Annotated in this window: 26 protein-coding genes; 16 read left to right on the top strand and 10 right to left on the bottom strand. The window is 38.3% G+C overall.

The annotated features are described in order from the left end of the window. Nucleotides 1-60 precede the first annotated feature (60 nt). The 9 genes from scpA (at nt 61) to G466_RS0105465 (ending at nt 9,874) form a co-directional block, all read left to right on the top strand. Complete coding sequence (gene scpA, locus G466_RS0105510) at nt 61-2,235, top strand: methylmalonyl-CoA mutase (RefSeq protein WP_026812759.1); 2,175 nt, start codon at nt 61-63, stop codon at nt 2,233-2,235. Between the two features lie 149 nt (nt 2,236-2,384). After that, nucleotides 2,385-3,158 (top strand): ParA family protein, encoded by a 774-nt coding sequence (locus G466_RS0105505; protein ID WP_026812758.1) that lies wholly within the window; start codon nt 2,385-2,387, stop codon nt 3,156-3,158. Further along, nucleotides 3,158-4,084 carry a ParB/RepB/Spo0J family partition protein gene (locus G466_RS0105500; RefSeq protein ID WP_026812757.1) on the top strand — a complete coding sequence of 309 codons (927 nt, stop codon included), beginning with the start codon at nt 3,158-3,160 and terminating at the stop codon, nt 4,082-4,084. The genes G466_RS0105505 and G466_RS0105500 overlap by 1 nt, the downstream gene beginning before the upstream one ends. Further along, complete coding sequence (locus tag G466_RS0105495) at nt 4,077-4,721, top strand: DUF5683 domain-containing protein (RefSeq protein ID WP_026812756.1); 645 nt, start codon at nt 4,077-4,079, stop codon at nt 4,719-4,721. The genes G466_RS0105500 and G466_RS0105495 overlap by 8 nt, the downstream gene beginning before the upstream one ends. A gap of 3 nt (nt 4,722-4,724) precedes the next feature. Further along, on the top strand, nt 4,725-5,426 hold the full coding sequence (gene dapB / locus G466_RS0105490) for a 4-hydroxy-tetrahydrodipicolinate reductase (protein ID WP_026812755.1): 702 nt from the start codon (nt 4,725-4,727) through the stop codon (nt 5,424-5,426). Between the two features lie 83 nt (nt 5,427-5,509). Then, the gene (gene lepB, locus G466_RS0105485; RefSeq protein WP_026812754.1) at nt 5,510-7,243 is read left to right on the top strand and encodes a signal peptidase I; all 1,734 of its coding nucleotides are present in this window, start codon (nt 5,510-5,512) and stop codon (nt 7,241-7,243) included. Nucleotides 7,244-7,412: 169 nt separating this feature from the next. Then, nucleotides 7,413-8,045 (top strand): WbqC family protein, encoded by a 633-nt coding sequence (locus G466_RS0105480; protein WP_026812753.1) that lies wholly within the window; start codon nt 7,413-7,415, stop codon nt 8,043-8,045. Next, nucleotides 8,038-8,346, top strand: a complete 309-nt coding sequence (locus G466_RS24395; RefSeq protein ID WP_026812752.1) for a DUF6122 family protein — start codon at nt 8,038-8,040, stop codon at nt 8,344-8,346. Before G466_RS0105480 ends, G466_RS24395 begins: the two co-directional genes overlap by 8 nt. A 214-nt stretch (nt 8,347-8,560) precedes the next feature. After that, complete coding sequence (locus G466_RS0105465) at nt 8,561-9,874, top strand: Gfo/Idh/MocA family protein (protein ID WP_051315536.1); 1,314 nt, start codon at nt 8,561-8,563, stop codon at nt 9,872-9,874. 535 nt (nt 9,875-10,409) lie between these two features. On the opposite strand, the gene G466_RS0105460 is transcribed toward G466_RS0105465, so the two are convergent. The 7 genes from G466_RS0105460 to G466_RS0105430 all read right to left on the bottom strand — a co-directional run bounded on the left by G466_RS0105460 (nt 10,410) and on the right by G466_RS0105430 (nt 16,597). Further along, nucleotides 10,410-11,330 carry an endonuclease/exonuclease/phosphatase family protein gene (locus G466_RS0105460; protein WP_229797170.1) on the bottom strand — a complete coding sequence of 307 codons (921 nt, stop codon included), beginning with the start codon at nt 11,328-11,330 and terminating at the stop codon, nt 10,410-10,412. Nucleotides 11,331-11,443: 113 nt separating this feature from the next. Beyond that, a complete protein-coding gene (locus tag G466_RS0105455; protein ID WP_026812749.1) occupies nt 11,444-12,322 on the bottom strand; it encodes a rhomboid family intramembrane serine protease in 879 nt (292 codons plus the stop codon). Beyond that, entirely contained in the window at nt 12,322-13,068 is a 747-nt protein-coding gene (locus tag G466_RS0105450) for a rhomboid family intramembrane serine protease (protein WP_026812748.1), read from the bottom strand. The genes G466_RS0105455 and G466_RS0105450 overlap by 1 nt, the downstream gene beginning before the upstream one ends. Beyond that, nucleotides 13,069-14,919, bottom strand: a complete 1,851-nt coding sequence (gene mutL, locus G466_RS0105445) for a DNA mismatch repair endonuclease MutL (protein WP_026812747.1) — start codon at nt 14,917-14,919, stop codon at nt 13,069-13,071. Beyond that, a complete protein-coding gene (locus tag G466_RS0105440) occupies nt 14,919-15,209 on the bottom strand; it encodes a hypothetical protein (RefSeq protein ID WP_026812746.1) in 291 nt (96 codons plus the stop codon). The genes mutL and G466_RS0105440 overlap by 1 nt, the downstream gene beginning before the upstream one ends. 139 nt (nt 15,210-15,348) lie before the next feature. Beyond that, entirely contained in the window at nt 15,349-15,831 is a 483-nt protein-coding gene (gene ribH, locus G466_RS0105435; protein ID WP_026812745.1) for a 6,7-dimethyl-8-ribityllumazine synthase, read from the bottom strand. Between the two features lies 1 nt (nt 15,832). Then, a complete protein-coding gene (locus G466_RS0105430) occupies nt 15,833-16,597 on the bottom strand; it encodes a tetratricopeptide repeat protein (RefSeq protein WP_026812744.1) in 765 nt (254 codons plus the stop codon). A gap of 124 nt (nt 16,598-16,721) precedes the next feature. On the opposite strand from G466_RS0105430, the gene recF reads away from it, so the two are divergent. The 3 genes from recF to G466_RS0105415 are packed head-to-tail and all read left to right on the top strand — an operon-like array spanning nt 16,722 to nt 18,518. Beyond that, nucleotides 16,722-17,801, top strand: coding sequence for a DNA replication/repair protein RecF (gene recF / locus G466_RS0105425; protein WP_026812743.1), 1,080 nt, complete (start codon nt 16,722-16,724; stop codon nt 17,799-17,801). 1 nt (nt 17,802) lies between these two features. After that, complete coding sequence (locus G466_RS0105420) at nt 17,803-18,219, top strand: hypothetical protein (RefSeq protein WP_026812742.1); 417 nt, start codon at nt 17,803-17,805, stop codon at nt 18,217-18,219. A 2-nt stretch (nt 18,220-18,221) separates the two neighbouring features. Continuing rightward, the gene (locus tag G466_RS0105415; RefSeq protein ID WP_026812741.1) at nt 18,222-18,518 is read left to right on the top strand and encodes a DUF721 domain-containing protein; all 297 of its coding nucleotides are present in this window, start codon (nt 18,222-18,224) and stop codon (nt 18,516-18,518) included. Nucleotides 18,519-18,584: 66 nt separating this feature from the next. Here the strand turns inward: G466_RS0105415 and G466_RS0105410 are convergent, their stop codons facing one another. After that, complete coding sequence (locus tag G466_RS0105410) at nt 18,585-19,004, bottom strand: nucleoside-diphosphate kinase (RefSeq protein WP_026812740.1); 420 nt, start codon at nt 19,002-19,004, stop codon at nt 18,585-18,587. A 283-nt stretch (nt 19,005-19,287) separates the two neighbouring features. On the opposite strand from G466_RS0105410, the gene G466_RS0105405 reads away from it, so the two are divergent. Genes G466_RS0105405 through G466_RS0105395 form a run of 3 tightly spaced genes read left to right on the top strand, consistent with a single transcriptional unit; the run spans nt 19,288 to nt 21,961 of the window. After that, nucleotides 19,288-20,304, top strand: a complete 1,017-nt coding sequence (locus tag G466_RS0105405) for a DHH family phosphoesterase (RefSeq protein WP_026812739.1) — start codon at nt 19,288-19,290, stop codon at nt 20,302-20,304. Beyond that, nucleotides 20,301-20,840, top strand: a complete 540-nt coding sequence (gene gldI, locus G466_RS0105400) for a gliding motility-associated peptidyl-prolyl isomerase GldI (RefSeq protein WP_026812738.1) — start codon at nt 20,301-20,303, stop codon at nt 20,838-20,840. The genes G466_RS0105405 and gldI overlap by 4 nt, the downstream gene beginning before the upstream one ends. An 8-nt stretch (nt 20,841-20,848) precedes the next feature. Next, a complete protein-coding gene (locus tag G466_RS0105395; RefSeq protein WP_084418748.1) occupies nt 20,849-21,961 on the top strand; it encodes a peptidylprolyl isomerase in 1,113 nt (370 codons plus the stop codon). A gap of 89 nt (nt 21,962-22,050) precedes the next feature. Here G466_RS0105395 and G466_RS0105390 read toward each other — a convergent pair whose 3' ends face one another. Both G466_RS0105390 and G466_RS0105385 read right to left on the bottom strand, forming a co-directional pair. Next, complete coding sequence (locus tag G466_RS0105390; protein WP_026812736.1) at nt 22,051-22,509, bottom strand: CBS domain-containing protein; 459 nt, start codon at nt 22,507-22,509, stop codon at nt 22,051-22,053. Between the two features lie 130 nt (nt 22,510-22,639). Beyond that, the gene (locus tag G466_RS0105385; RefSeq protein ID WP_026812735.1) at nt 22,640-24,100 is read right to left on the bottom strand and encodes an aminoacyl-histidine dipeptidase; all 1,461 of its coding nucleotides are present in this window, start codon (nt 24,098-24,100) and stop codon (nt 22,640-22,642) included. A gap of 72 nt (nt 24,101-24,172) precedes the next feature. Between G466_RS0105385 and G466_RS0105380 the strand changes: the two genes are divergently transcribed. Next, nucleotides 24,173-25,240, top strand: a complete 1,068-nt coding sequence (locus tag G466_RS0105380; RefSeq protein WP_026812734.1) for a DUF3810 domain-containing protein — start codon at nt 24,173-24,175, stop codon at nt 25,238-25,240. The last annotated feature ends 60 nt before the right edge of the window (nt 25,241-25,300 follow it).

Genomic DNA, 25,300 nt, shown 5'->3' with positions numbered 1-25,300 from the left:
TGATTACGGAGAATTTCCAGACTGATAATCTATGGTATATTTTAAAATAATTTGATGACAATGGCTAGAAAAAATCTCCAACATATAAAACTTGGCAAAAGTGAAGGTTCCCACCATCACAAATTTAATGGGGATCAATTTATGACTGCCGAGGGTATCCCGTTAAAATCATCCTATTCCCAATATGATACAGAGCGCTTAGCACATTTAAATTTTGCCGCAGGAATTCCGCCCTATTTAAGAGGGCCATACAGCACCATGTATGTTAAGCGTCCATGGACCATCAGACAATACGCGGGGTTTTCAACAGCTGAGGAGAGCAACGCTTTCTATCAGCGGAATTTAAAAGCAGGACAAAAGGGTCTATCCGTAGCATTTGACCTCCCAACCCATAGAGGATATGATAGCGATCATGAACGAGTTGTAGGGGATGTAGGCAAAGCCGGTGTAGCGATAGACTCGGTAGAGGATATGAAAATACTCTTTAAGGATATCCCTTTGAACAAAATGTCTGTTTCGATGACCATGAACGGCGCCGTTCTACCAATAATGGCATTTTATATTATAGCAGCTGAGGAACAAGGCGTACCCATGGATCAATTGACCGGTACTATCCAAAATGATATCCTAAAAGAATTTATGGTTAGGAATACCTATATCTACCCACCTACACCATCCATGCAGATTGTAGCCGATATTTTTGAATATACCAGCAAACATATGCCCAAGTTTAACAGTATTAGCATCTCTGGTTACCATATGCACGAAGCTGGGGCTACCGCCGATTTGGAATTAGCTTATACTTTGGCAGATGGATTAGAATATATTAGGACGGGATTAAAGGCAGGGCTAGATATAGATCATTTTGCACCGCGACTCTCTTTCTTCTGGGGGATAGGCATGAACCATTTTATGGAAATCGCTAAAATGAGGGCTGGCCGTATGTTATGGGCTAAACTCGTAAAACAGTTTAATCCTAAAAAAAATAAGTCCTTGGCACTGCGCACCCATAGCCAGACTAGTGGATGGAGCCTTACTGAACAAGATCCTTTTAATAATGTTGCCAGGACTACAATTGAAGCCTCGGCGGCAGTATTTGGAGGAACCCAAAGTTTGCACACCAACGCCTTGGATGAGGCCATAGCCCTTCCTACCGATTTCTCTGCACGTATAGCACGTAACACCCAACTATTTCTACAGGAAGAAACGGGAATAACAAAAACCGTTGATCCTTGGGGCGGCAGTTACTATGTGGAATCCCTGACCCACGAAATAGCTCAAAAAGCTTGGGAGTTAATCCAAGAAGTAGAAGATTTGGGTGGCATGACCAAAGCAATAGAGGCAGGAATACCAAAACTTAGAATAGAGGAAGCGGCAGCAAAAAAACAAGCCCGTATAGACAGTGGCCAGGATATTATTGTGGGAGTCAATAACTATCAAGCAGAGGAAGAAGTAGATAGCTTTCAGATATTGGAAGTAGATAATGCAGAAGTACGTAGACAACAGCTTGAAAGATTACAACAGCTAAAGTCGAATAGAAATGCCAGTGATGTACAGTACGCCTTAAACCAGCTTACGGCTGCAGCAGAAATAAAGATGAAATATGCCTCCTCCAAAAATAGTTACGATACAACCGAAGGTGAAAATAATTTACTAGCTTTATCGGTAAAGGCGGCTAAGGCAAGAGCTACTTTGGGAGAAATCAGCACCGCATTGGAAAATGCCTTTGGCAGACATAGGGCAGTAATAAAAACATTTACAGGAGTGTATTCAAAAGAGATAAAAGACGATAATAGCTTTGAAAAAGCTCGAGAAATGGCCAACAAGTTTGCCGAACAAGAAGGACGTAGACCAAGGATAATGATCGCAAAAATGGGTCAGGATGGTCATGATCGTGGTGCAAAAGTGGTGTCTACAGGCTATGCCGACCTTGGGTTTGATGTAGATATTGGCCCCTTGTTCCAAACCCCCGCTGAGGCTGCGAAACAGGCGGTAGAAAACGATGTCCATATTTTAGGGATATCCTCTTTGGCAGGAGGTCACAAAACCCTTGTGCCCCAAGTATTGGAGGCATTAAAAAAATACGGGCGCCAAGATATTATGGTAATTGTAGGCGGCGTAGTCCCCAAACAAGACTATAATTTTTTATATGAAGCTGGAGCAGTAGCCGTTTTTGGTCCAGGTAAAAAAATAAGCGATACTGCAATTCAAATATTAGATATCCTATTGGACTAAGTATCGTCAAAACAGCCTTAACAACGCTGCCCCCTGCCTTTTTTCAGGGAAGCAGATCAGTCTCCATGGCTTAATTTATCGGCTGTTAACAAAATACATTTTATAACAACGTAAATAATCGTATTTTTACCCACTAACTTACTATGATAATGGGCAAAATAATTGCTATTGCAAATCAAAAAGGCGGCGTAGGTAAAACCACCACTTCGGTGAACCTAGCAGCTGCTTTGGGTGTTTTGGAAAAAAAGGTCTTATTAATTGATGCCGACCCCCAGGCAAACGCAACCTCCGGATTAGGAGTGGATGTGGAAACAGTAGAAATGGGAACTTATCAATTATTGGAGCATACCAAATCTGCCAGGGAAACTATAATATCTACTTCTTCCCCTAACCTAGATCTTATACCCTCCCATATCGACTTGGTAGCCATTGAGATTGAACTGGTGGACAAGGACGATAGAGAGTATATGATGAAGAATGCGATCCGATCCCTAAAAGACGAATATGATTATATTTTAATAGATTGTGCTCCTTCATTGGGTCTCTTAACGTTAAACGCCCTTACTGCGGCAGATTCCGTTATGATCCCTATCCAATGCGAATACTTTGCACTGGAAGGATTGGGGAAATTACTGAATACTATAAAAAGTGTTCAAAAAATTCATAATCCAGATTTGGATATAGAAGGTATGGTACTCACCATGTACGATTCCAGATTGCGCTTATCCAACCAAGTTGTTGAAGAAGTGAAAAAGCACTTTTCCGAAATGGTTTTTGACACCATCATTCAAAGGAACGTGAGATTAAGTGAGGCACCAAGTTATGGCGAAAGTATTATTAAATATGATGCAAGTAGTACAGGAGCAGCCAATTATTTAAATTTGGCCAATGAAGTAGTAGTGAAAAACAAGGAAACTGTATAATGGCGAAAGCGACAAAAAAACAAGCGTTGGGCCGCGGATTATCGGCCTTATTAAAAGATCCCGAAAATGACATTCAATCGGCTTCCGACAAGAATGCCGATAAGGTAGTAGGTAATATAGTTGAATTGGATCTGAGTTCCATAGAAGTAAACCCATTTCAACCCCGTTCTAATTTTAATGACGAAGCATTGCAAGAGCTTGCCTCCTCAATTAGGGAATTAGGCGTTATACAACCTATAACCGTAAGGAAATTGGACTTTAACCAATATCAATTGGTTTCTGGGGAACGACGATTTAGGGCGTCTAAACTAGTAGGCCTGGAAACTATCCCTGCCTATATTCGTATTGCCAATGACCAAGAATCTTTGGAAATGGCATTGGTTGAAAATATTCAGCGTCAGGATCTAGATCCCATAGAAATTGCACTTTCTTATCAGAGGTTGATTGATGAAATTCAATTGACGCAAGAAAAGATGAGCGAAAGAGTTGGAAAAAAGCGATCTACCATTACCAATTATCTGCGCTTATTGCGCCTAGATCCTATTATTCAAACCGGGATAAGAGATGGTTTTGTTAGTATGGGTCACGGAAGGGCATTAGTAAACATAGAAGAAAAGGATGACCAAATAGCCCTATATGAAAAAATTGTAGGTGAAAACCTTTCCGTAAGAAACACAGAGAAGGCCGTAAAAGAATATCAAGAAAAGAAATCTGGCTCAGGCCAAGAACCGTCTACTGAAACAAAAGAACAAAAGAAATCTAAAATCAGTCCGGAATTCATAACAAAGAGCGTAACTCGATTTACAGATTATTTAGATGTAAAGGTAGATATTAAGGCAACTGAAAAAGGGAAAGGAAAGATTACAATTCCTTTTCATTCCCAAGAAGAATTTAATCGATTAAAAAAATTGATTACGGGTGAGTAAATTTTCTCTATCACTAATAGTATTTTTTCTGGTCATCTCTATTGGGTTTGCCCAAGAAAAGGAGGTTATACAAGAGCCCGATTCTGTACAAGTTGCCCTTAAAGAACAGGGTATTACAGTGATAGACACGCTAAAGATCAAAAAAAAAGGAATCAACCCCTTGGCCCCCAGTAAAGCGGCATTTTATTCCGCCGTTTTCCCGGGCCTAGGCCAAATCTATAACAAACGCTACTGGAAGGCACCTATTGTCTACGCAGTGATAGGGACCGGGGTTTATGCCTATAAATATAATGATGATCTTTACGATAGATTTAGGACTGCCTTTAAACGCAGGCAAGCCGGTTTCACCGATGATGAGTTCTACGATCTAGGATCACCAAATCCACCAGGTTCCCCTCCTGACTTTTCTAATACGGCATTGGAAAATGCCCAAGATAGATACCAGCGAGATAGAGACCTATGGCTATTGGTCACAATTGGCATGTACGTCCTTAATATAGTGGATGCCAATGTAGACGCGCATTTAAAACAATTTAATGTGGATGATGATCTGAGTATGCAATTTAAACCATTCTTGGATACAGACGCCCTAACCGCTAATCCGGTCTACGGAATGGCATTAACCATAAAATTTTAATTAATGAACATCGCCTTGTTCGGATATGGTAAGATGGGGAAAATGATCGAACAGATCGCCCTGAACAGAAACCATAACATTGTAGCAAAAATTGACGTGGATACCACCGAAATAAATTTTTCGGAAATAGATGTAGCCATAGATTTCAGTATGCCCAATGCTGCTTTTAACAACATAAAAATGTGCATGGTAAACAACATTCCCCTAATCTGCGGAACCACAGGATGGTTGGAAGATTATGAGAATGCAGTTAGGATATGCAAGGAAAATAATGGCGCATTTATATACGCTTCCAATTTTAGCCTAGGCGTAAATCTATTTTTCGAATTAAACTCCTATTTGGCAAAAATGATGGGGAATCTAAAGCAATATCAGGTAAGTATGGAAGAGATTCATCATACCCAAAAATTAGACGCTCCAAGTGGTACGGCAATAACTTTAGCAGAAGGTGTAATAAATGAAACCGATTATTCTGGATGGAAACTAGATACTGCGAACGCTAATGAAATTCCGATTACTGCCAAACGGATTAATGATACCCCTGGCACCCATACCGTCAACTATAACAGTGAAGTTGATAGTATTGAAATTAAACATACCGCCCATAATCGCGAAGGTTTTGCCCTAGGTGCAGTAGTAGCAGCGGAATGGATCCTAGATAAAAAAGGAGTATTCACTATGAAAGACGTGTTAAACCTTAGTTAAGGAACGTAACAATCACCAATAAATAAAGACTTAAAAGATTGATTGTTAATTTTTAAACAGCAATCCTAAATCAGCATACGGATATGAACGGTACACAGTGGATTATATTTATTTTAATCATTCAGGTAATACATTTTTTAGGAACTTGGAAATTGTACGTTAAGGCAGGTAGAAAAGCATGGGAGGCAGCTATTCCAGTCTATAATGCCATCGTTTTGATGAAAATTATCAATAGGCCAAAGTGGTGGGTAATTCTACTCTTTATACCTATCATTAACTTATTGATGTTCCCTGTTGTTTGGGTAGAGACCCTTAGGAGCTTTGGTAAGAACAGCCTCATAGATACTTGGTTGGCCATACTTACCTTGGGTTTATATATCTACTATGTAAATTATTTTACAGATGTCACTTATGTAGAAAATAGGGATCTTCATCCAAAAACCGCCTTAGGAGAGTGGGTAAGTTCTATTGTATTTGCCATTGTTGCGGCTACTTTGGTTCACACCTATGTAATCCAACCTTATGTTATTCCTACAAGTTCGCTTGAAAAAACCTTACTTGTGGGCGATTTTCTTTTTGTGAGCAAGTTTCATTATGGTGCACGGGTACCCATGACTACCATTGCTGCTCCAATGGTTCATGACACCTTACCGATTCTTAAAACAAGGTCTTACGTAGCCGATGTAGATCCTGCCACCTACAAAACATCTTTTTGGAACAAGCTACAGCTTCCTTATATGCGCCTTCCTGGCTTTAAAAATATAAAAAGGAATGAAATTGTAGTTTTTAGTTGGCCTGCAGATACGGTTTACCAATTCTTTAAACAACAAGAAGGGGTCAGAAAGCCCATTGATAAAAAATCTAATTACGTTAAGCGCGCTGTGGGCATACCAGGGGACTCCTTATCTATAGTGGACGGTTATGTACATATAAACGGAAAGAAAACCGTATTACCTTATAGAGCTAAACCTATGTTCTCTCATACGGTAACTGTAGAACAAAAATTTACAAATGCAGCAATAGATGCATTAGGAAGAGAAAATTTTGCCGGAAACGTAGTGCGTATACCTAACAGTTCTTTAAAGTTAGAAAATGCAGACCAAGTAATTTCTGCAATGCACATGGAAGTAATTAAAACCGACTCCGTTTACACCTACTATTCCGGGAATGTTAGCAATAATAGGGTCCGCGACTATTTAAAGTCAGAGGACGTAAGCAATATGGCCATTTTTAATTTAACGGAAGAAGAAGCCACTAATTTCACTGGAAAAGAAGGTATAGTGTCCATCAAAAAGCTTGCATTTACCAATAAAAACACCTCTCTTTTCCCTCAAGATCCTGCTCACCCTGGAACTTTGGACAATATGCAGTCCATCTACATCCCTGAACAAGGGAAGACAGTACCTATTAATATAGATGCACTTCCTATATATGAGAAAATAATTAAGGAATACGAGGGCAACACCCTTAAAGTAAACGGCAATCAGATTTTGATCAATGGAGAAGTGGCCGACACTTATACCTTTAAACAGGATTATTATTGGATGATGGGAGACAATAGACACCGATCCGAAGACAGTAGAACTTGGGGTTATGTTCCAGAAGACCATATTGTAGGTACGCCTGTTTTTATTTGGATGAGTATAGATGGGATCAACGATGGAATGAAAAACTGGAAAATTCGTTGGGACAGAGTATTTACTACAGTCCACGGAGATGGGGAACCTACCTCCTATTTTAAGTACTTTATAATAGCCCTAGCAGGATGGTTCGTATTTGATTATTTTAGAAAAAAGAAAAAAACCGACGAAAAATAGTATGCCTAATCCTAAGCCTTAATTCATGTTTTCATTTGAGGCTTAGGATTCAAATTACAGTAGGAACAATTTTAAAAATTGCATCATTCCCCATTTAGTGGTACTTTGATTCATTATTAGATTAATACATTTCCCAATCAACAAATCATCAAATTGATTCATTAAAAAAATGCAATTGCTTCTTCATCCGGGATATTTTTTAAACATCGCCAATTTCGCGGCCATTGTTCAGAATGATATTTGTTGGGAGGTAAAAGACAATTATCAAAAGCAGACCTTTAGAAACCGTTGCTATATCTGTACGGACATTGGAAAGCACATGCTTAATATTCCTATAAAGCATATTGGAAATAACAGCAACAAACAGGTATATGCCAATGTAGCCATTGACAATAATTACCATTGGCAACGACAACATTGGCGCACCTTGCAAACGGCATACCGGACTTCCCCATTCTTTGAGTTCTACGAAGATGATATAGCCCCTCTCTACAAAGAGACCTTTACTTCCTTAATGGATTTCAACTTAAAGACCATAGAAACTATTTGTGAGTGCTTACAAATACAGATACCTACAGATAAGACCACAGTATACGAGTCAAAAGTAAATGATAAAATAGACGGTCGCCATTTAATCAATTCAAAAACTGAAATCCAGTTTGATCAGCCGCAATATGTTCAGGTTTTTAATGACAGGAACCCCTTTATTTCTAACCTAAGCATACTGGACCTCCTCTTTAATGAAGGCACAAATACCCTTCCCTATCTTAGAACTATAAAATTAGGTTTCCCTTATGCTTAGGTGGAGTCTGCACTATGGAATCCATTTTTTGGTACCCATTCTAATCGGCCTACTTTTTTATAAAGAATATAGATGGAAGGCAGTTTTAATACTTCTGGGAGGTATACTAATAGATCTAGATCATTTATGGGCAGATCCCCTTTTTGACCCTAATCGATGTAGTATTAATTTCCATCCGCTGCACACCTACTGGGCAATTATAATGTACTGCATTATGCTAATTCCAAAGAGGACAAGAATATTTGGCTTGGCACTTGTAATACATATTATAGCGGATATTACGGACTGCCTACTTATGTAACATGTAGGTAGTATGACCCAGACAGACCTACATATGGATTCTTATTATTTTGCAACCTGTCCCAGATAACAAGGGATAAGTACCGATATTGGTTTTAAATGCCCCTCCCAAGCTAATTATAAATAGGACTATATCAACAAATTCCTTTTTTTGGAAAATAATTACTATTTTGTACTCTTGATTTAAACACATTACAATAAACCAATAAAGTGTTATGGGAGATTATAAGTTTCACAACTCCATTCCTTCCGGAAGAAGGGAGTTCATCAAAAAATCTGGCATTGCCATAATCGGGGGATCGCTGGTATCTCCAGCGCTATCTTTTGGCGCTACCAACCTATATAAAGATTCTACCTTAAAGGTTGGATTAATTGGTTGTGGTGGTCGTGGTACTGGAGCCGCTGCACAGGCCTTACAAGCAGATCCTAACGTTGTACTTTATGCCATGGGGGATGTTTTTGAAGACCGATTAAATTCAGCCCATACCGAATTATTGAAAGTGTCTGGTGATAAGGTAAAAGTAGATCCCAAAAACAAATTTGTGGGATTTGATGCCTACCAAAAAGTAATTGATTCGGGTGTTGATGTAGTACTCCTTACTACTCCTCCGGCTTTTAGACCGGACCATCTCCAAGCTGCTGTTGATGCAGGAAAACATGTATTTTGCGAGAAACCTGTAGCAGTAGATGCTCCGGGTGTGCATAAAGTATTGGCTGCTGCCAAAAAAGCCAAGGAGAAAGGCTTATCTCTAGTTTCTGGCTTTTGTTTTCGTTATGATTACCCCAACAGAGCTATATTTGGACGTGTTTTAGACGGACAGATTGGAGATATAAGAACGGTTACTACTTTCCGCCATGGAGGGGAAGCTTGGTATAAAGAGAGACAGCCAGATTGGACGGACATGACCTACCGTATGCGCAACTGGTACTATTACAATTGGCTATCAGGTGATTTTATTGTAGAGCAGGCCGTACATAGTTTAGATATGATGTCTTGGGCAATGGGTGATAAAATGCCTATAAGCGCTACCGGTACTGGCGGAAGACAGGTGCGAACAGATAAGAAATATGGCAATATTTTTGACCATTTTGCGGTGGAGTTCGAATATGAGAACGGAGCGAAAGGATATCATTTCACTAGACAACAAAGTGATACTTCACATAAAAACAGCGTGGAAGTCCATGGTACTGATGGATCCTCTATTACCCATATTGGACGTAGATATGAGATAACAGGAAAGAATAGCTATACCTACCGCGGAGAAAGGAACAATATGTTCCAAACCGAACACGATGAACTATTTGCCTCCATAAGAAATGGCAAACCTATGAACGATGGGGAATGGATGGCAAAGAGTACTATGTTGGCAATTTGGGCACGTATGGTTGGGTACACGGGACAAACACTAACATGGGATCAAGTATTTAACTCTAAAGAATCACTAGGACCAAAAATAGATGAATACAATTGGGACCTAGTCTGGCCCTCTGCACCAGTAGCTATTCCAGGAAAAACTAAATTTGTTTAACCCCACTCTTAAAAACAAGAATTCGTTAAACCTCATGGCGATCTATTCGCCGTGTGGTTTAACTATAAAATATAACACCTCTATAAATAAAGCTTACCCTTTCCATATGTATTATTTTGGGATTAAGCTTTAATCTAAAATTGCCGCGCATAGCTTAACTATAGAAAAAGGAGAATAGAACAGCTATAAAATAGTTTGAGGAAATGGAATTAGTAAATTCGTCCATAAAGGAATCCGTAGCGGCTAATTTTCAGTTTACAAATCGTAATGTTATTCAGCATCCAGCAAAAGCATCCTTTGTATAACAAAGCGAGAGCGATCTCTTTTAAGCTTTAGCTGAAAATAGGCCAGACAACTATCCAAAGACTCTTAGAAAGCCTCAAAAGGTCTAATACCACTGATAAAAAAGGATATTCGAAAATTAAATTCAGCAAAGATGTGCGTTAGCTTCTATTCTCTAGAGATACTGTACAATCAGAACTTTCGTGAATATAAAAACAAGGGAATTGGCAAGTTTACGCCTAAATCTTTTTAACTATTGGCCCCCAAAATCAAAAGAGGCCATAAGTGGAAAGTGATCGGACAATTTTACATCAAAGTTTTTATGAGCCTTAACTTGAAAGGCCTTATCAACCAAAATAAAATCTATCCTAACCGGATAATATTTAAAATTAAATGTTCGGCCATATCCCACTCCTTGCTCCATAAAGGTATCTTGCATATCGCCCTTAATTACATGATAAACATTGGAGAACTGAGTGTTGTTAAAATCACCACAAACAATTTTCTTATAAGGGGTAGCATTTCGATGCTCATTGAAAATGGCGACTTGTTCTTGCTGTTTAGCAAATGACTCGCTCATACGCTTAAATAACCTGGTCTTTGGCTCTTTGCTAATTTCCTCTACTGTGGGCACTACCTTATGAGACTCTAAGTGCATGTTATAAAGACGTACCGTATCCTTATTTATGACTACATCCACATAGATAGCATTGTTGCTACTATCAGGAAAATCCAGGGAACCTTTCCCTATGATCGGAAATTTAGAATAGATAGCAAGGATCACTTTCTTATAGCCATATTCAAAGTCTACAAAACTATAATCATATTGATCAAATTCTGCACTATTCTTTTTTGTGTAATCAAACTCCTGGAAACAAACAATGTCGGGATCTTTGGCTCTTACAAGATCTACTATTTGGGCCCCTACTGTTTTATCCTTTATTGTCGCGGAACGATTAAATCCGCGGCTATTAAAACTCATTACACTAACTTCCCCATTACGAATAGGCTCTTCTGAAGTCTGAAACTTAAAAAAAGTACCCAAAATCACATAGCCCACTATTAATACAAGTCCGGACAATAAGAGATTACGACTCCCTTGTAGCAGCCAGTAACAAAAAAAGAGGGCGTTAATAAACACCAAGAGAGGCACAGTAAGCGATAATAACGACATAAAGGGAAAGTGCGTTACAGGAATATGAGGCGCAAAGCAAGCCAATATCAAGAGCAGTGCACAAAGCCCATTGAAGAGGAATATTAATTTGTTAATTAGATTTTGCACCTATCTTAATCTTCCTTACCTGCCTTGAACAAAAAATCCTTTTCGGCTTTGGAGAGACTTTCGTAGCCAGACTTACTTATTTTATCCAAAATAGCATCAATTTTTCGCTGACGACTTTCCTTATCGTAATTCCCTGATGCTTTAGATGCCGTACTTTCCTTTCTATATACGGTCTTCATTGACGCCTTCTTTTCCTTCCCCTTAAACATATTCCCAAAGCTATCCATTAGATTTGAAAACCAGCTACCAATGTCATTCCCTTTGGGAAGTTGGATTGCGTAATAATATCCTAAAGCGGCACCTCCCACATGAGCTAAATGTCCGCCTACATTTTTACCAAACGAAATTTGTATCAGATCCATCAATACCACTAGCACCCCAATATGCCAGAGCTTCACATTAAAAAATAGTACTCTCACCTCTTGGTTAGGCAAATAGGTGCAAATAAATATTAGCACTGCCGTTACACCCGCAGAAGCTCCTATCAGTGACGTATTTTGACCTATTAAAGCGGGGAAAATATTATAACTCAATAAAAAGATCATTCCCCCAAAGATTACTCCTAGGAAATAAACGTTTAAAAATCTTTTCTTATCAAATAAATTTAAAAAAATCCTTCCGGCAAAGTAAAGCATTATCATATTCCAGAAAATATGCCCGAACCCGGAATGAAAAAACGAATACGTAATCAGCGACCAAGGCTGGGTAAGAAAATCGAAAAAATCTTTTGGGATTCTAAACCAACGATCTACCCCATTGTTAATGGGAAGGGCAAATAGCAAATTAATCAGTCCGCCTATAATAAAAATAGCCACATTAAATACTATTAGCTTTTCGGCTATACTTAACCGATTATAATAGTATGAAATGTTCTGATTGCGCATTATAGATCCCATCGATTATTGTTAAACTGATTTTTTTTCCAATACCACATCATTATAAACCCAAATAAGGCTCCACCCACGTGAGCAAAATGTGCAATTCCACTCCCAAAGATAGAATAACCTGTTACCCCTGAAAATAAATCGAGCCCAATAATTACCGGAATAAAGTACTTTGCTTTTACCGGTACCGGTATAAACATCAAGAACAGCTCAGCATTAGGGTAAGACATCCCAAAGGCGACCAACACCCCATAAATGGCGCCAGAAGCCCCCACAGCCGGTGTATTAATGGCACTCAGGAAATTATCTATCGTATCCTTTGAAGCTATATTATACCAATTGGGACTGTACTTTCCATTGGTAACGATCTCCATTATTTGTTCCTTGGGAATTCCTGAATCGACCAAAGCATCAATTCCCTGATGGAAATAATAATAGTTAACCCCTGTATGGATCAATGCTGCACCAATACCTGCCGAAAAATAAAAGAATAGAAATTTATTCCTACCCCACATTCTTTCTAGTGGCGAGCCAAATGCCCATAACGCATACATATTAAATAATATATGCATAAATCCTCCATGCATAAACATATGGGACAATACCTGCCAGTATTCAAAGTTACCATTTTTTGGAAACCATAAGGAAAACCACTCGTACATTTGGTCTCCATAGAGATAAGTAGCTACAAAAAATAGCCCATTTACAATGATCAAATGCTTTACTGCATCCGTAATTCTACCCATTTATAAAAATTTTTTGTCAATATCGTCTTCGGTAATGGTAACGTATACTGATTTATTAAAAGGACTTAATCTAGATTCTTTACATGCAAACAAATCGTTTACCAATGCCAACTGGGAATCTCTATCTAGCACTTCCCCAGTTTTCACTGCTAAGGATTTTGCTAAGGTTTTGGACAACACGTCAGTCTGCGAAAATCCATCCACAACAAAATCTTGATGATAATCAGAAATCAACTGTTCTAATATCATATCCACCTCGCTTTCGGGAACCGATAAAGGCACCCCACTTATCTTAATTCCCTCATCTCCAATAGCCTCAAAATCAAAACCTATACTGGTTAAGTTATCTTGGATTTCCATGATAATGTCCCTATCATTTTTGGAAAAGGTTAAAGATAATGGAAATAACAATTGTTGGCTCACCGCTTCTTTTACGGTAATATTCTTTAAGAAATTTTCATACAATACCCGCTGATGCGCCCTACTTTGGTCTATAACTACCATCCCGGATTTTATAGTGGTCACTATATATTTCCTTCTTAATTGAAAAGTTGTTGTTACCGCATCCAATCCAATCTTGCTATCATCAAAAATAGAGCCCGTAATAGTGTCCGATTCAAAGCTGATACTACTAAAATCATTATTTCTTTCGCCTTGTGAGTCCATTCCAGAATAAAGTGACTCCCATCCTTGTGTAGATGGTTTCTGGACGTTAGACCTCCCTCCGGTTGCAATATATTCTTCCTTGAAAGGATTAAATCCAGAGTCTACTACCACTCGTGGTTGTTCTGCAGATCTGTTTTTATATTCATAAGGAGTCTCCAAATTCTGATCCTGATCAAAATCCAAGGCTGGGATTACATTAAATTGCCCTAAGCTATGCTTTACGGTAGATCGTAAGATAGCATATAACGTGTGTTCATCATCAAATTTAACCTCCGTCTTAGTTGGATGTATATTTATATCGATAGAGCCCGGGTCTACTGTTAAATAAAGGAAATAGCCTGGATAGCTATCTTTTTTTATCAGTCCATCAAAAGCTGCCACTATAGCGTGATGCAAGTACGGACTTTTTATATACCTATTATTAACAAAAAAAAACTGCTCACCCCTACTCTTTTTTGAAAATTCTGGTTTACAAATAAATCCACTAATAGTGACCACCTGCGTTTCCTCCTTTACTGGAACCAACTTCTCATTGGTCTTGCCCCCGAAAACATTAACAATACGCTGCCTGTCATTGGAGCTTGGAAGGTTAAAAATTTCATTGCCATTATTGTAAAAATGGAAAGAGATAGATGGATGCGCTAATGCCACCCGATGAAATTCATCAATAATATGCCTTAATTCTACTTGGGTAGATTTTAGGAAGTTACGCCTAGCGGGAATATTGAAAAACAAATTCTTAACCATCATGCTAGTTCCTTTAGGCGCTACGGTAACTTCTTGGGAAATTACTTTACTCCCTTCGATCCTAATATGGGTAGCCACCTCATCTTCCTCTGTTCTAGACTGCATTTCCACATGGGCAATAGCAGCAATAGAAGCTAAAGCCTCTCCCCTAAAACCGTTGGTATTGAGGTTAAAAAGATCCTCGGCCTTTCTGATTTTGGAAGTTGCGTGCCTCTCAAAACTGAGTCGCGCATCGGTTGCACTCATACCAACACCGTCATCTATAACCTGGATAAGGGTTTTCCCTCCTTCCTTTATTATTAGCTTAACTGTAGAGGCACCGGCATCTATGGCATTTTCCATTAATTCCTTAACAACGGAAGCGGGACGTTGCACAACTTCTCCTGCAGCAATCTGATTCGCTACATGATCTGGCAAAAGTTGAATGATATCTGCCATTATTTAGAAGTAAAAATAGATAGATCGAAATCTATAATATAGAGAAAAATAAATACTAGGAGTGCTATGATGACAACCAATCTAATGGTCTGATCTCGGTTTCCAGATCGTTTTAAGTCCTCAATAGCTCTGGAAAATTTGCCTTTAAGGCCAGAACGGCCATCCATGGTAGGCCTAAACTTGTCCAATTTATGTTCAATCTTAAAGGGATTCCCCTCCCCTTTATCGTCATAATAACGCGGCGTATAACTGAACTTCTTATTTTTACGTAATCTTGAAAACTTTCCCATAATATTAGATTCCCAAAGTTACTCAAAATAGAAAAATCTACCTTACCGCAGTTGCTAAAATATGTTAACATTTATAGGCAATGGCAGCTTTCCAGCTTTATCTACCACTAATTTATATAAAAAGAGGGGTTAGAAGAAATTAATTCCCCAAGTTGGCCATCTTTATAGCGGCAATAGCAGCTTCTGTTCCTTTGTTACCATGAGAACCACCACTACGGGCAATAGCCTGATCCATGTTATTGTCCGTCAGGACACAAAAAATAACAGGAGTTTGCGTTTTTACGTTAAGATCCATAATTCCCTGTGCTGCGGCCCCACACACAAAATCGAAGTGCATGGTCTCTCCTTTAATAACGCTACCTATTACAATAACTGCATCGACTTTTTGGGTGTGGATCATTTTTTTAGCTCCAAACGGAAGTTCAAAACTACCAGGAACGTTCCAACGTATAATATTTTCTTCTTTGGCCCCACAGTCCAATAGCGCTTCTATAGCTCCATTATAAAGTCCTTCTGTAATATTCTCGTTCCATTCTGAAACAACAATCCCAAACCGAAAATCTTTCGCGTTTGGGACAGTTGTCTTATCATAATCCGATAAATTCTGCTTTTTAATTGCCATCTTAAATGCTTTTTGCCTTACCTATAAAAGCGTCTATGGTTTTAGCCTCCTCAGAAGCGGAAAACTCATCTTTTATTCTCTGGAAATATTTAAGCGCCTTGTCTTTATTATTTAAATCGAGCGCGGTTACCCCTGCTTTATATAAAAATTTAGGCGTAGTATACTCATTAGTGCTGTGAGATATAGCTTTCTCATAATACCCCAAAGCATCTTTTGGTTGGTTTAACTGTAAAAAAGCATCACCAATTCCTCCTTTAGCAACAGCACCCAAAATCATATCTTTAGAAGAGAAACCTTCCAAATATTTAATAGCCTCATCATATTTCTGCATATTCAAATATGCCATACCAGCGGAATACTTAGCCAAATTAGCGGCAGGAGTTCCATTGTATTCCTCAATAATATCTAAAAACCCGAACTTACCATCGGCACCGTTCAATGCTAAAGTAAACAAAGAGTCTTTTTCCGCAGTTGCGAATAACGCTTGATCAAAATATTGTTGTGGATATAGCATCTCATTAGCAGCACTTTCCGCCTTTGGTTTTTCTATAAACTGAAAATAAGCCATATACCCCAATACAGCTACAGCGATAACACCTATCACCCCTAAAATATAGTTCTGGTTCCTAGACACCCATTCCTCAGATCTGGAGGCACCTTCATCTAATGAACTAAACACTTCTGCAGTAGTACTTTCCTGCTGATCCAATTGATTCTCCTCCTCTTTATTTTTCGGTTTATAACCTCTTTTCTTGTAAGTTGCCATTATAGAATTTAATTAGTGGCGCAAAAATATAGTTTTTATCCAAATCCCGCTCAGTATTTATGGTTAATTTTACATATTTTGAACTTTCCTTGACTATTGGAAAATAAAAAATTTACTTCGCAGAATGTTTCTAAAGAAATTATCGCTTATTAATTATAAAAATTTTGCCTCCCAGAGCTTTGACTTTGACACAAAGATCAATTGCTTTGTAGGCGATAATGGGGTTGGTAAAACAAATGTCTTAGATGCCATATACCATCTTTCCTTTGGCAAAAGCTATTTTAACCCTATAGCTACCCAAAACATAAAGCACGATGAAGATTTTTTCATGATTGAAGGCGAGTTCCAAAAAGAAGACCGAGAGGAAAAAATTCTCTGCAGTTTTAAAAAGGGAATGAAAAAAGTTATTAAGCGCAACGCCAAAGCGTACGACAAATTCTCTGACCATATTGGATTTATACCATTAGTTATTATTTCTCCGGCAGATCGTGACTTAATTATTGAAGGGAGCGAAACCAGGCGAAAATTTATGGATGGAGTGGTATCCCAGTCAGATAAAACGTATCTCCAAAACTTAATCAAATACAACAAAGTACTTGCCCAAAGAAATTCGTTATTAAAGTATTTTGCATTTAACCACACGTTTGACAAAACCACCTTAGGCATATACAACGAACAATTACAGCAGTACGGCCAAGAAATATTCAACAAAAGACTCGCGTTTATAGAATCGTTCATTCCAATCTTCCAAGAGCAATACCTCGCCATTTCAGGAGGAAAAGAACCAGTAGATTTAACATACCAAAGCAAGTTATTAGAAAATGATCTTGTAACTTTATTGGAAGAAAGTCTAGAAAAAGATAAAGCGTTGCAATATACCAGTACAGGTATACATAGAGACGATTTATTATTTTCTATAGACGGGCATCCCATCAAAAAGTTCGGGAGCCAAGGCCAACAAAAATCATTTCTAATAGCCCTTAAATTAGCCCAGTTTCAATTTATTAAAAAGCAGGCCGGAACTACGCCGTTATTACTATTAGATGATATTTTTGACAAATTGGATGAAAATAGAGTAACCCATATTATCCGCCTAGTGGACGAAGATAATTTTGGACAGATATTCCTTAGCGACACCCATACGGAGAGAACTGAAAATGCCGTTAAAAACACGCATCAATCGTATAAAATATTTAAATTATAGCATGAGAAATCTTTATTATCTTATATTCTTCTTAATATTTAGTGCATGTAAACAAGAGATAGGATGGGAGCAAATACCCCATTTAAATGGCTATTGGGAAATAGAAAAAGTAAGTTTCCCCAATGGTTCCGAAAAAATATACACAGTGAACACCACTATTGACTATATTGAAGTAACTGATAAAAAAGGCTACAGAAAAAAAGTACAGCCTACCTTTTTAGGCACTTACGACACCTCTAACGATGCCGAATACTTTACTTTAATAGAGAAAAATGGAAGCATAGACATGTACTACAAGAACCAATTAAGTGAATGGGGAGAGAAAATCATCAGCTTAGACGAGAATAACTTTAGTACCGTAAACAAGGAACAGATAACATACCATTATAAACGTTTTACCCCCATTAATCTCGATTAATTATGGCTAAAAGAAGAAACAACAACCTCAGCATGGGCGAGGCCCTTCAAGAATTTATTTCAGAAAATAAACTTCAAAAAGGAATGGATCGTGTGAACGTCCGTGATGCGTGGAAACAAATGATGGGCAACGGGGTAAACAATTACACTACCGCCATAGAACTGCGGAACGACACACTTTTTGTCTCCCTTTCCTCTTCTGTTCTAAGGGAAGAACTAAGCCATGGTAGATCCAAAATTATCAATATGATAAACGAGGAGATGGGAAGAGAACTGGTTAAAAAAATTGTACTTCGCTAATTAGAAGACTACAGAAACAAAAAAAACCGACTTAACGTCGGTTTTTTTATTCCTATTCCTTTTTTCTTAGTACACTTCTCTACCAGAAAAATGAAAAGCACCTTCAATGGCTGCATTTTCATCGCTGTCAGATCCGTGAACGGCATTTTCCCCAATAGAGGTTGCAAATAATTTACGGATAGTTCCTTCAGCAGCTTCCGCTGGATTAGTAGCACCAATCAACGCGCGAAAATCCTCAACAGCATTATCTTTTTCCAAAATAGCTGCTACAATAGGACCTCTAGTCATAAATTCTACCAATTCACCATAAAATGGACGTTCCTTGTGAACTGCATAAAACTCCTGAGCGTCTCTTGTGCTCAATTGAGTATATTTCATGGCCACAATCTTAAAACCAGCAGAGGTTATTTTTTCCAAAATTCCGCCTATATGTCCGTTTTCTACGGCATCTGGCTTTATCATGGTAAATGTTCTGTTTGTAATCATCTCTTTAAATTTTGTGCAAAAATACATTTTATTCTTCAACCTACAAGAAGAAAAAATCAGGCTGTTTGCTTACACCTAACTAGTTATAATCACCGCACTAAGGCGATCACTACACCTGAAAAAAACACCAAAACCTTATCAAAACCCAAATACCAAAACCCAAATTAAATACATTACCACCAATAAATTACCCACAAAACAGGGACTAAACACTGCTAATATTCTTAGTCAAATTAAAAGATCCGGATAAAAGTATATATTTTTAAATTGTATCTTTGCGCCCATGAATTTAGAAACAATCAATGCAATCGATGCGCTTCTTGAGACTCCTCAACGCATCGTAATTATACCTCACAAAAATCCTGACGGCGACGCTGTAGGGTCTACCTTAGCTTTGTGGCACTATTTAAATGATATGGGGCAGCAAGCCAAAGTTATCGCTCCCAACGATTTTCCCAAATTTTTAAAATGGCTTCCAAATAATGAGCAGATCATTAATTTTGAAAAAGATGCTGCTTCTGCGAAGGAATTGATAAATGATGCCACGGCAATATTCACCTTAGACTTTAATCACTTAGGTAGAATTGGCGAATTACAACCTCTTTTAGAAGAGGCCTCTGCTACTTTTGTAATGATTGATCATCACCAAGAGCCGTCCGATTATGCCAAAATAATGTATTCCGATGTAACCATGAGCTCCACCTGTGAAATGGTGTACAATCTCATTGAAGCACACAAAGGTATAAGCTACATTACCCCCGAAATTGCAATTTGTCTCTACACTGGTATAATGACCGACACCGGTTCATTTAAATATTCTTCCACATCCAGTAGAACACATATTGTAGTTGCTAGCCTGATTGAAAAAGGCGCTAATAACACTCTTGCTCACAGCATGGTATACGATACTAACACCCCCAGCAGACTACATCTTTTAGGATGTGCTCTAAAAAATATGGTAATTTTGGAAGAATATCGCACTGCTTATATCACTCTTTCTCAAGAAGAATTGGACAGGTATGATTTTAAAAAGGGAGATACTGAGGGATTTGTAAACTATGGACTTACCCTAGAAGGAATAATTTTTGCAGTGATCTTTATTGAAAATAAGGACGAAGGAATTATTAAGATCTCTTTGCGTTCGGAAGGAGATTTTTCAGTAAACGAATTTGCCAGAGCTCACTTTAATGGTGGAGGTCACAATAATGCCTCAGGGGGACGTAGTGAAAAGAGCCTATCGGAAACTGCTCAATATTTCACTTCCATATTACCCTCGTATAAAGACCAATTAACTAAATGAGAAAATTCTATTATTTGTTCTTGCTCGCCATAATTGCACAATGCGGTGTTCCGGAAGCCAGAAGACCGATCAAAGTCAAAACAGGAAGCATCCTTAAAGAATCCGTAGAGCGAAATAAAGCATTGCTTAAACAAGAAGAAGAACAAATCCAAAAAATCATTGCTGCAGACAGCAACAACACCTATCTTGCAAGTGGTGGCGGTACCTGGTATCACTATATAAGTAAAAATAACGAGAGCGATTACCATCCTAAGCCAGATGATGTGGTGACCATGGAATATAATATTGTAAGCATGGAAAATGATACCATATATACCAAGCAAGAAATTGGCACAATCACCTACAATGTAGATAAACAGCAGCTATTTCCAGGACTCAGAAATAGCGTAAAATTATTGAAAGAGGGAGAGAGCGCCACATTTTTGATTCCCTCCTCCCTAGCCTATGGCTATCATGGAGATAAAAATAAAATTGGGACAAACGTTCCGATCAAAACCACAATTACCATTATAAAAATCGATAAAAGTCAAAATTAAAACCACAAATGATGAAAAAAGCTTACCTATTATTATTAATACTAACCATAGCGGTTTCTAGTTGTAAATCTAGCAAGCATGCCGAATTGGGCGATGGCATTTTTGCCGATATCAATACCAATAAAGGGGAAATTATACTCAAGTTGGAATATGAAAAAACTCCTTTAACCGTTGCCAACTTTATTTCTCTTGCCGAAGGAAAAAATCCGTTTGTTAGTGACAGTTTAAAAGGGAAAAAGTACTATGATGGCATTATTTTTCACAGGGTAATCAAAGATTTCATGATTCAGGGCGGTGATCCATCGGGAACTGGAAGCGGTAACCCAGGCTATAAGTTTAAGGATGAATTTAATGATTCCCTAAAGCATGATAAAGCAGGAATCCTTTCTATGGCCAATGCAGGACCTACTACTAACGGAAGTCAGTTTTTTATTACTCACAAAGAAACTCCCTTTTTAGATGGAAGACACACCGTATTTGGAAATGTTGTGACAGGAATGGAAGTAGTAGATTCTATTGCCAATGTAGAGACTGGCGAAAGAGACAGACCCGTAACAGATGTGGTTATGAATTCAGTAGAAATTATTAGGAACGGGAAAGACGCTAGAAAGTTTGATGCTATAAAAATAATGAGTGATTATTTTGCCGAGGAAGAAGAGAAAATAAAGGCAAAGGAAAAAATGATTAGCGATATGGTTGCCGAGTTTTCACAGCAAGAGCCACAGGCCAAAGAGCTACCTTCCGGATTAAAGATATATACCCTAAAAGAAGGAGAAGGCGTTAAGCCAAAAATAGGACAGAAAGTAAATGTGTATTATGCAGGATATTTATCCGACGGTTCTTTATTTGATAGTAACGTTGAAGAAATAGCTACCCAATACGACGCTTTTAATCCAGCTAGAAAACAAGGTGGAGGATATCAGGCTATTCCAATGGACTACAGCCCAGAGGCACCTTTAATTGCTGGTTTTAGAGAAGGTTTAATGGAAATGAAGGTTGGTGACAAGGTTCGTTTGTTTATTCCCTCCCACTTAGGCTATGGTGAGGCTGGAGCAGGTAATGTTATCCCTCCAAATTCTAATTTAGTATTTGATTTGGAAATCACAGAAATGGCCAATTAGTCATTTGCATAGTATAACAAAAACCGTCACTAATATGATTTGCATACTAGTGGCGGTTTTGTTTTATGCTCCAGCGAAATTAAAATCTATTACCATATTTGGGATTTCAACTCCAAGGTAGCTTTTAAAATATCTTTTTGGGAGATTTGCCCCACCAATTTTCCATTTTCAACTATAGGAAACCGCCTTCTTTTTTCATTTAAAAACTTATTGGCAGCGTCAAAAATATTCATATCACCGTCAATGGTTTCCACATTCTTTATCATATGCTCCTTCACCAGCTTATTGGGACTAGGCATATTATGATATCTTTTTTCACTGATATGCTTTATACAATCCCCTTCGGAAATAATGCCTATCAGTTCATAATTCTCATTTACCACTGGCCCTCCGGAAATCCTATACTTCAACAAGGCCTCAATAACTTCTTCTACAGATTGATCTGGCAGAAAAGTAATAAGCTTCGTCGTCATATAGTGACGCACTCTTAAAAGAACTTCCTCCTTTGGCTGTACGCTCCTGGGTCCCTTGTAATTTTTGATAGCCATATCTATAGTGATTTGAAATTCACCATATAATATAGCGAAAATTTCAAGTAAAACCTAAAGAATTGTCTTTAGATGGACTTCTATTAAAAAAAGCTGACAAGCCATTAAAAACAATGTTTTGATAATTTTATTAAGTTTTGGGTGTGCTTTCCAAAATACTCAATGTATACTTCCAAAATTTCTGGGTTGATGAAATACTGGCTCTCTCATCAGGAGAATGAGCACCTTTAATAGTTGGCCCGAAACTAATCATATCTACTTCAGGATAGTTCTGTCCAAGTATACCACATTCCAGTCCTGCGTGGCAGGCCACTACATTGGGCTCCTCCTTGAAGAGTTCTACATATTTCGCTTGCAGCACCTTTAAAATAGCTGAATCCGGATTTGGGTTCCAACCCGGGTAATCTCCGCTAAGATTAACTTCATATCCCGCTTTTTTGAAAACTGATTTAAGGGACGATGTCAATTCATTTTTTCCCGCTTCTACCGATGATCTGGTAAGGCATGCTATTTTTAGGCTCCCTCCCTTAACCTCAACTCTTGCAATGTTATTGGACGTCTCTACCAAATCTTCCATGGAAGCACTCATCGCGTACACTCCATTATGCGCGTCATTTAAGGCCGTCAATAGACTTTCTCGCTCCTTGCTCCCCATCACCTTTGAAGGTGCCTCGGTAGGTTGCACGGTAATTTTTAAACTAGGGTCTGTTGCAGAAAAATCATTAGTAATACTTTGCGCCCATTTCTCAAAATCTTGGGTAAACTTCTCTACATAGGCACCGTTCACGACTACCAAGGCTGTACTTTCCCTCGGAATAGCATTCCTTAATCCGCCTCCATTAATTTCGGCAATCTTAATATTATACTTATCGGCAGCTTTCACTAGCAAACCATTCATTAGCTTGTTGGCATTTCCAAGTCCCTTGTGAATATCCATTCCACTATGGCCGCCGCTAAGTCCCTTAACAGAAATTATAAATGCAACGGAATCCTCAGGGCATTTTTCTTCATCATAAACTGCCTTGGCAGTAACATCTACCCCTCCGGCACATCCTATATCAATTTCATCATCTTCCTCCGTGTCCAGGTTTAAAAGAATCTCCCCTTTTAGCAATCCTCCTTTTAGACCTTTAGCTCCTGTCATTCCGGTTTCCTCATCAATGGTAAATAGTGCTTCTAAAGCGGGGTGCGGAATATCCTTACTTTCTAATAGGGCCATAATCGTTGCTACGCCCAGCCCATTATCTGCTCCTAGAGTAGTACCTTGGGCCCTAACCCAATCTCCGTCTACATACATTTGTATTCCTTGGGTATCAAAATCGAAATCTGTGTCGTTGTTTTTTTGATGCACCATATCTAAGTGGGATTGTAAGATGACCGTTTTTCGATCTTCCATCCCTTTGGTAGCTACTTTCCTTATGATTACGTTGCCCACTTCATCCTTGATAGTTTCCAATCCAAGATTTTTTCCAAAATCCATCATAAACTCTATTACTCTTTCTTCTTTTTTGGACGGCCGTGGCACTGCATTAAGATCTGCAAATTTATTCCATACCTCTTTTGGCTCCAACTCACGTATTTCTTTTCCCATAGTTATAAATCTAAACCCCAAAAATACAGATAGAAAAATAACTATGCGAGAATATTGGTTAATTTTGGACAGATGGAACAAAAAATTAAAAACCTCATCGCCCTATCCCTTCTACCACAAATACTATTAGTAAAGTGGCTAGGTACTTATCCAGAGCTTATAGAGAACTACTACAGTAAAGGCCTTTATCCCTTAATATCTGGGTTTTGGCGCGCACTATTGGGGTGGATACCTTTTTCCATTGGGGATATTCTGTATGCTTTACTGATTATAGTCTCCTTAAGATATCTCATTGTCAACCGAGCACGGATTAAACAAAAGCCAATATGGTTTTTAAGAGATATAGCAGTGGTGGCATCCGTAGCCTATTTCAGTTTTCATATTTTATGGGGATTTAATTACTATAGGCAACCCTTATCCATGACTTTGGAATTACGGGACCAACACAGCGAACAAGACTTAGTGGATTTTGTAGACCGATTAATAACCAAGACCAATGAGGCTCAATTTCAACTTACGAAAGACAGTACCAAAATGGTGCTAATTCCCTATAGCAAAAAAGAAATATTTAAGATTACCATAGAAGGATACCGAACTTTGGAAAACCAACTTCCAATATTCACCTATAAAAGACCAAGCCTAAAGAGATCTCTTTTCAGCACTCCCCTCACCTATATGGGGTATGGAGGGTATCTAAATCCCTTCACCAATGAGGCCCAAGCAAATGGAAGGCTGCCAAACTTTAGGTTCCCAATAATAAGCGGGCATGAAATTGGACATCAACTAGGATATTCTGCAGAGAACGAAACCAATTTTGTCGGGTATCTAGTAACCGTAAAAAATGAGGATCCCTATTTTAAATATGCCGCCTATGCTTACGCATTGAGTTATTGCCTCAATGATCTGGCCTATAGGGACCGAGAACTATTAGATAATGCCTATAGCAAAATAAATCCGGGGGTGATAAAAAACTACAATGAGGTTTCTAAATTTTGGCAGGCCCATGAGAATCCCATGGAACCCGTTTTTAAATCTGTTTTCAACACCTTTTTAAAAGCCAACAACCAAGCTGAGGGTATTAAAAGCTACAATGCCGTGGTTTCACTTTTGGTTAACTATTACCAAGAAAACCCACTGTAACGAAAGGATATTAAACTACAACTGTCATAATAATAAAACAGAAAAATTTAGCAAGTCCTT

It is taken from the genome of Arenibacter certesii DSM 19833 (genome assembly GCF_000429545.1).
Taxonomy (GTDB): Bacteria; Bacteroidota; Bacteroidia; order Flavobacteriales; family Flavobacteriaceae; genus Arenibacter; species Arenibacter certesii.
The sequence above is the reverse complement of the archived record's forward strand: the minus strand, read 5'-3'. Positions and strand labels throughout refer to the sequence as shown.

Coding starts and splice junctions, on each gene's coding strand:
- mutL (WP_026812747.1), bottom strand. CDS start 14,919: ATGGCAGATATCATTCAACTTTTGCCAGATCATGTAGCGAATCAGATT.
- G466_RS0105500 (WP_026812757.1), top strand. CDS start 3,158: ATGGCGAAAGCGACAAAAAAACAAGCGTTGGGCCGCGGATTATCGGCC.
- G466_RS0105465 (WP_051315536.1), top strand. CDS start 8,561: ATGGGAGATTATAAGTTTCACAACTCCATTCCTTCCGGAAGAAGGGAG.
- G466_RS0105395 (WP_084418748.1), top strand. CDS start 20,849: ATGATGAAAAAAGCTTACCTATTATTATTAATACTAACCATAGCGGTT.
- G466_RS0105420 (WP_026812742.1), top strand. CDS start 17,803: ATGAGAAATCTTTATTATCTTATATTCTTCTTAATATTTAGTGCATGT.
- G466_RS0105380 (WP_026812734.1), top strand. CDS start 24,173: ATGGAACAAAAAATTAAAAACCTCATCGCCCTATCCCTTCTACCACAA.
- recF (WP_026812743.1), top strand. CDS start 16,722: ATGTTTCTAAAGAAATTATCGCTTATTAATTATAAAAATTTTGCCTCC.
- G466_RS0105455 (WP_026812749.1), bottom strand. CDS start 12,322: ATGCGCAATCAGAACATTTCATACTATTATAATCGGTTAAGTATAGCC.
- G466_RS0105460 (WP_229797170.1), bottom strand. CDS start 11,330: ATGTCGTTATTATCGCTTACTGTGCCTCTCTTGGTGTTTATTAACGCC.
- G466_RS24395 (WP_026812752.1), top strand. CDS start 8,038: ATGCTTAGGTGGAGTCTGCACTATGGAATCCATTTTTTGGTACCCATT.
- G466_RS0105415 (WP_026812741.1), top strand. CDS start 18,222: ATGGCTAAAAGAAGAAACAACAACCTCAGCATGGGCGAGGCCCTTCAA.
- G466_RS0105480 (WP_026812753.1), top strand. CDS start 7,413: ATGCAATTGCTTCTTCATCCGGGATATTTTTTAAACATCGCCAATTTC.
- ribH (WP_026812745.1), bottom strand. CDS start 15,831: ATGGCAATTAAAAAGCAGAATTTATCGGATTATGATAAGACAACTGTC.
- G466_RS0105410 (WP_026812740.1), bottom strand. CDS start 19,004: ATGATTACAAACAGAACATTTACCATGATAAAGCCAGATGCCGTAGAA.
- G466_RS0105430 (WP_026812744.1), bottom strand. CDS start 16,597: ATGGCAACTTACAAGAAAAGAGGTTATAAACCGAAAAATAAAGAGGAG.
- lepB (WP_026812754.1), top strand. CDS start 5,510: ATGAACGGTACACAGTGGATTATATTTATTTTAATCATTCAGGTAATA.
- scpA (WP_026812759.1), top strand. CDS start 61: ATGGCTAGAAAAAATCTCCAACATATAAAACTTGGCAAAAGTGAAGGT.
- gldI (WP_026812738.1), top strand. CDS start 20,301: ATGAGAAAATTCTATTATTTGTTCTTGCTCGCCATAATTGCACAATGC.
- G466_RS0105405 (WP_026812739.1), top strand. CDS start 19,288: ATGAATTTAGAAACAATCAATGCAATCGATGCGCTTCTTGAGACTCCT.
- G466_RS0105450 (WP_026812748.1), bottom strand. CDS start 13,068: ATGGGTAGAATTACGGATGCAGTAAAGCATTTGATCATTGTAAATGGG.
- G466_RS0105505 (WP_026812758.1), top strand. CDS start 2,385: ATGGGCAAAATAATTGCTATTGCAAATCAAAAAGGCGGCGTAGGTAAA.
- G466_RS0105390 (WP_026812736.1), bottom strand. CDS start 22,509: ATGGCTATCAAAAATTACAAGGGACCCAGGAGCGTACAGCCAAAGGAG.
- dapB (WP_026812755.1), top strand. CDS start 4,725: ATGAACATCGCCTTGTTCGGATATGGTAAGATGGGGAAAATGATCGAA.
- G466_RS0105440 (WP_026812746.1), bottom strand. CDS start 15,209: ATGGGAAAGTTTTCAAGATTACGTAAAAATAAGAAGTTCAGTTATACG.
- G466_RS0105385 (WP_026812735.1), bottom strand. CDS start 24,100: ATGGGAAAAGAAATACGTGAGTTGGAGCCAAAAGAGGTATGGAATAAA.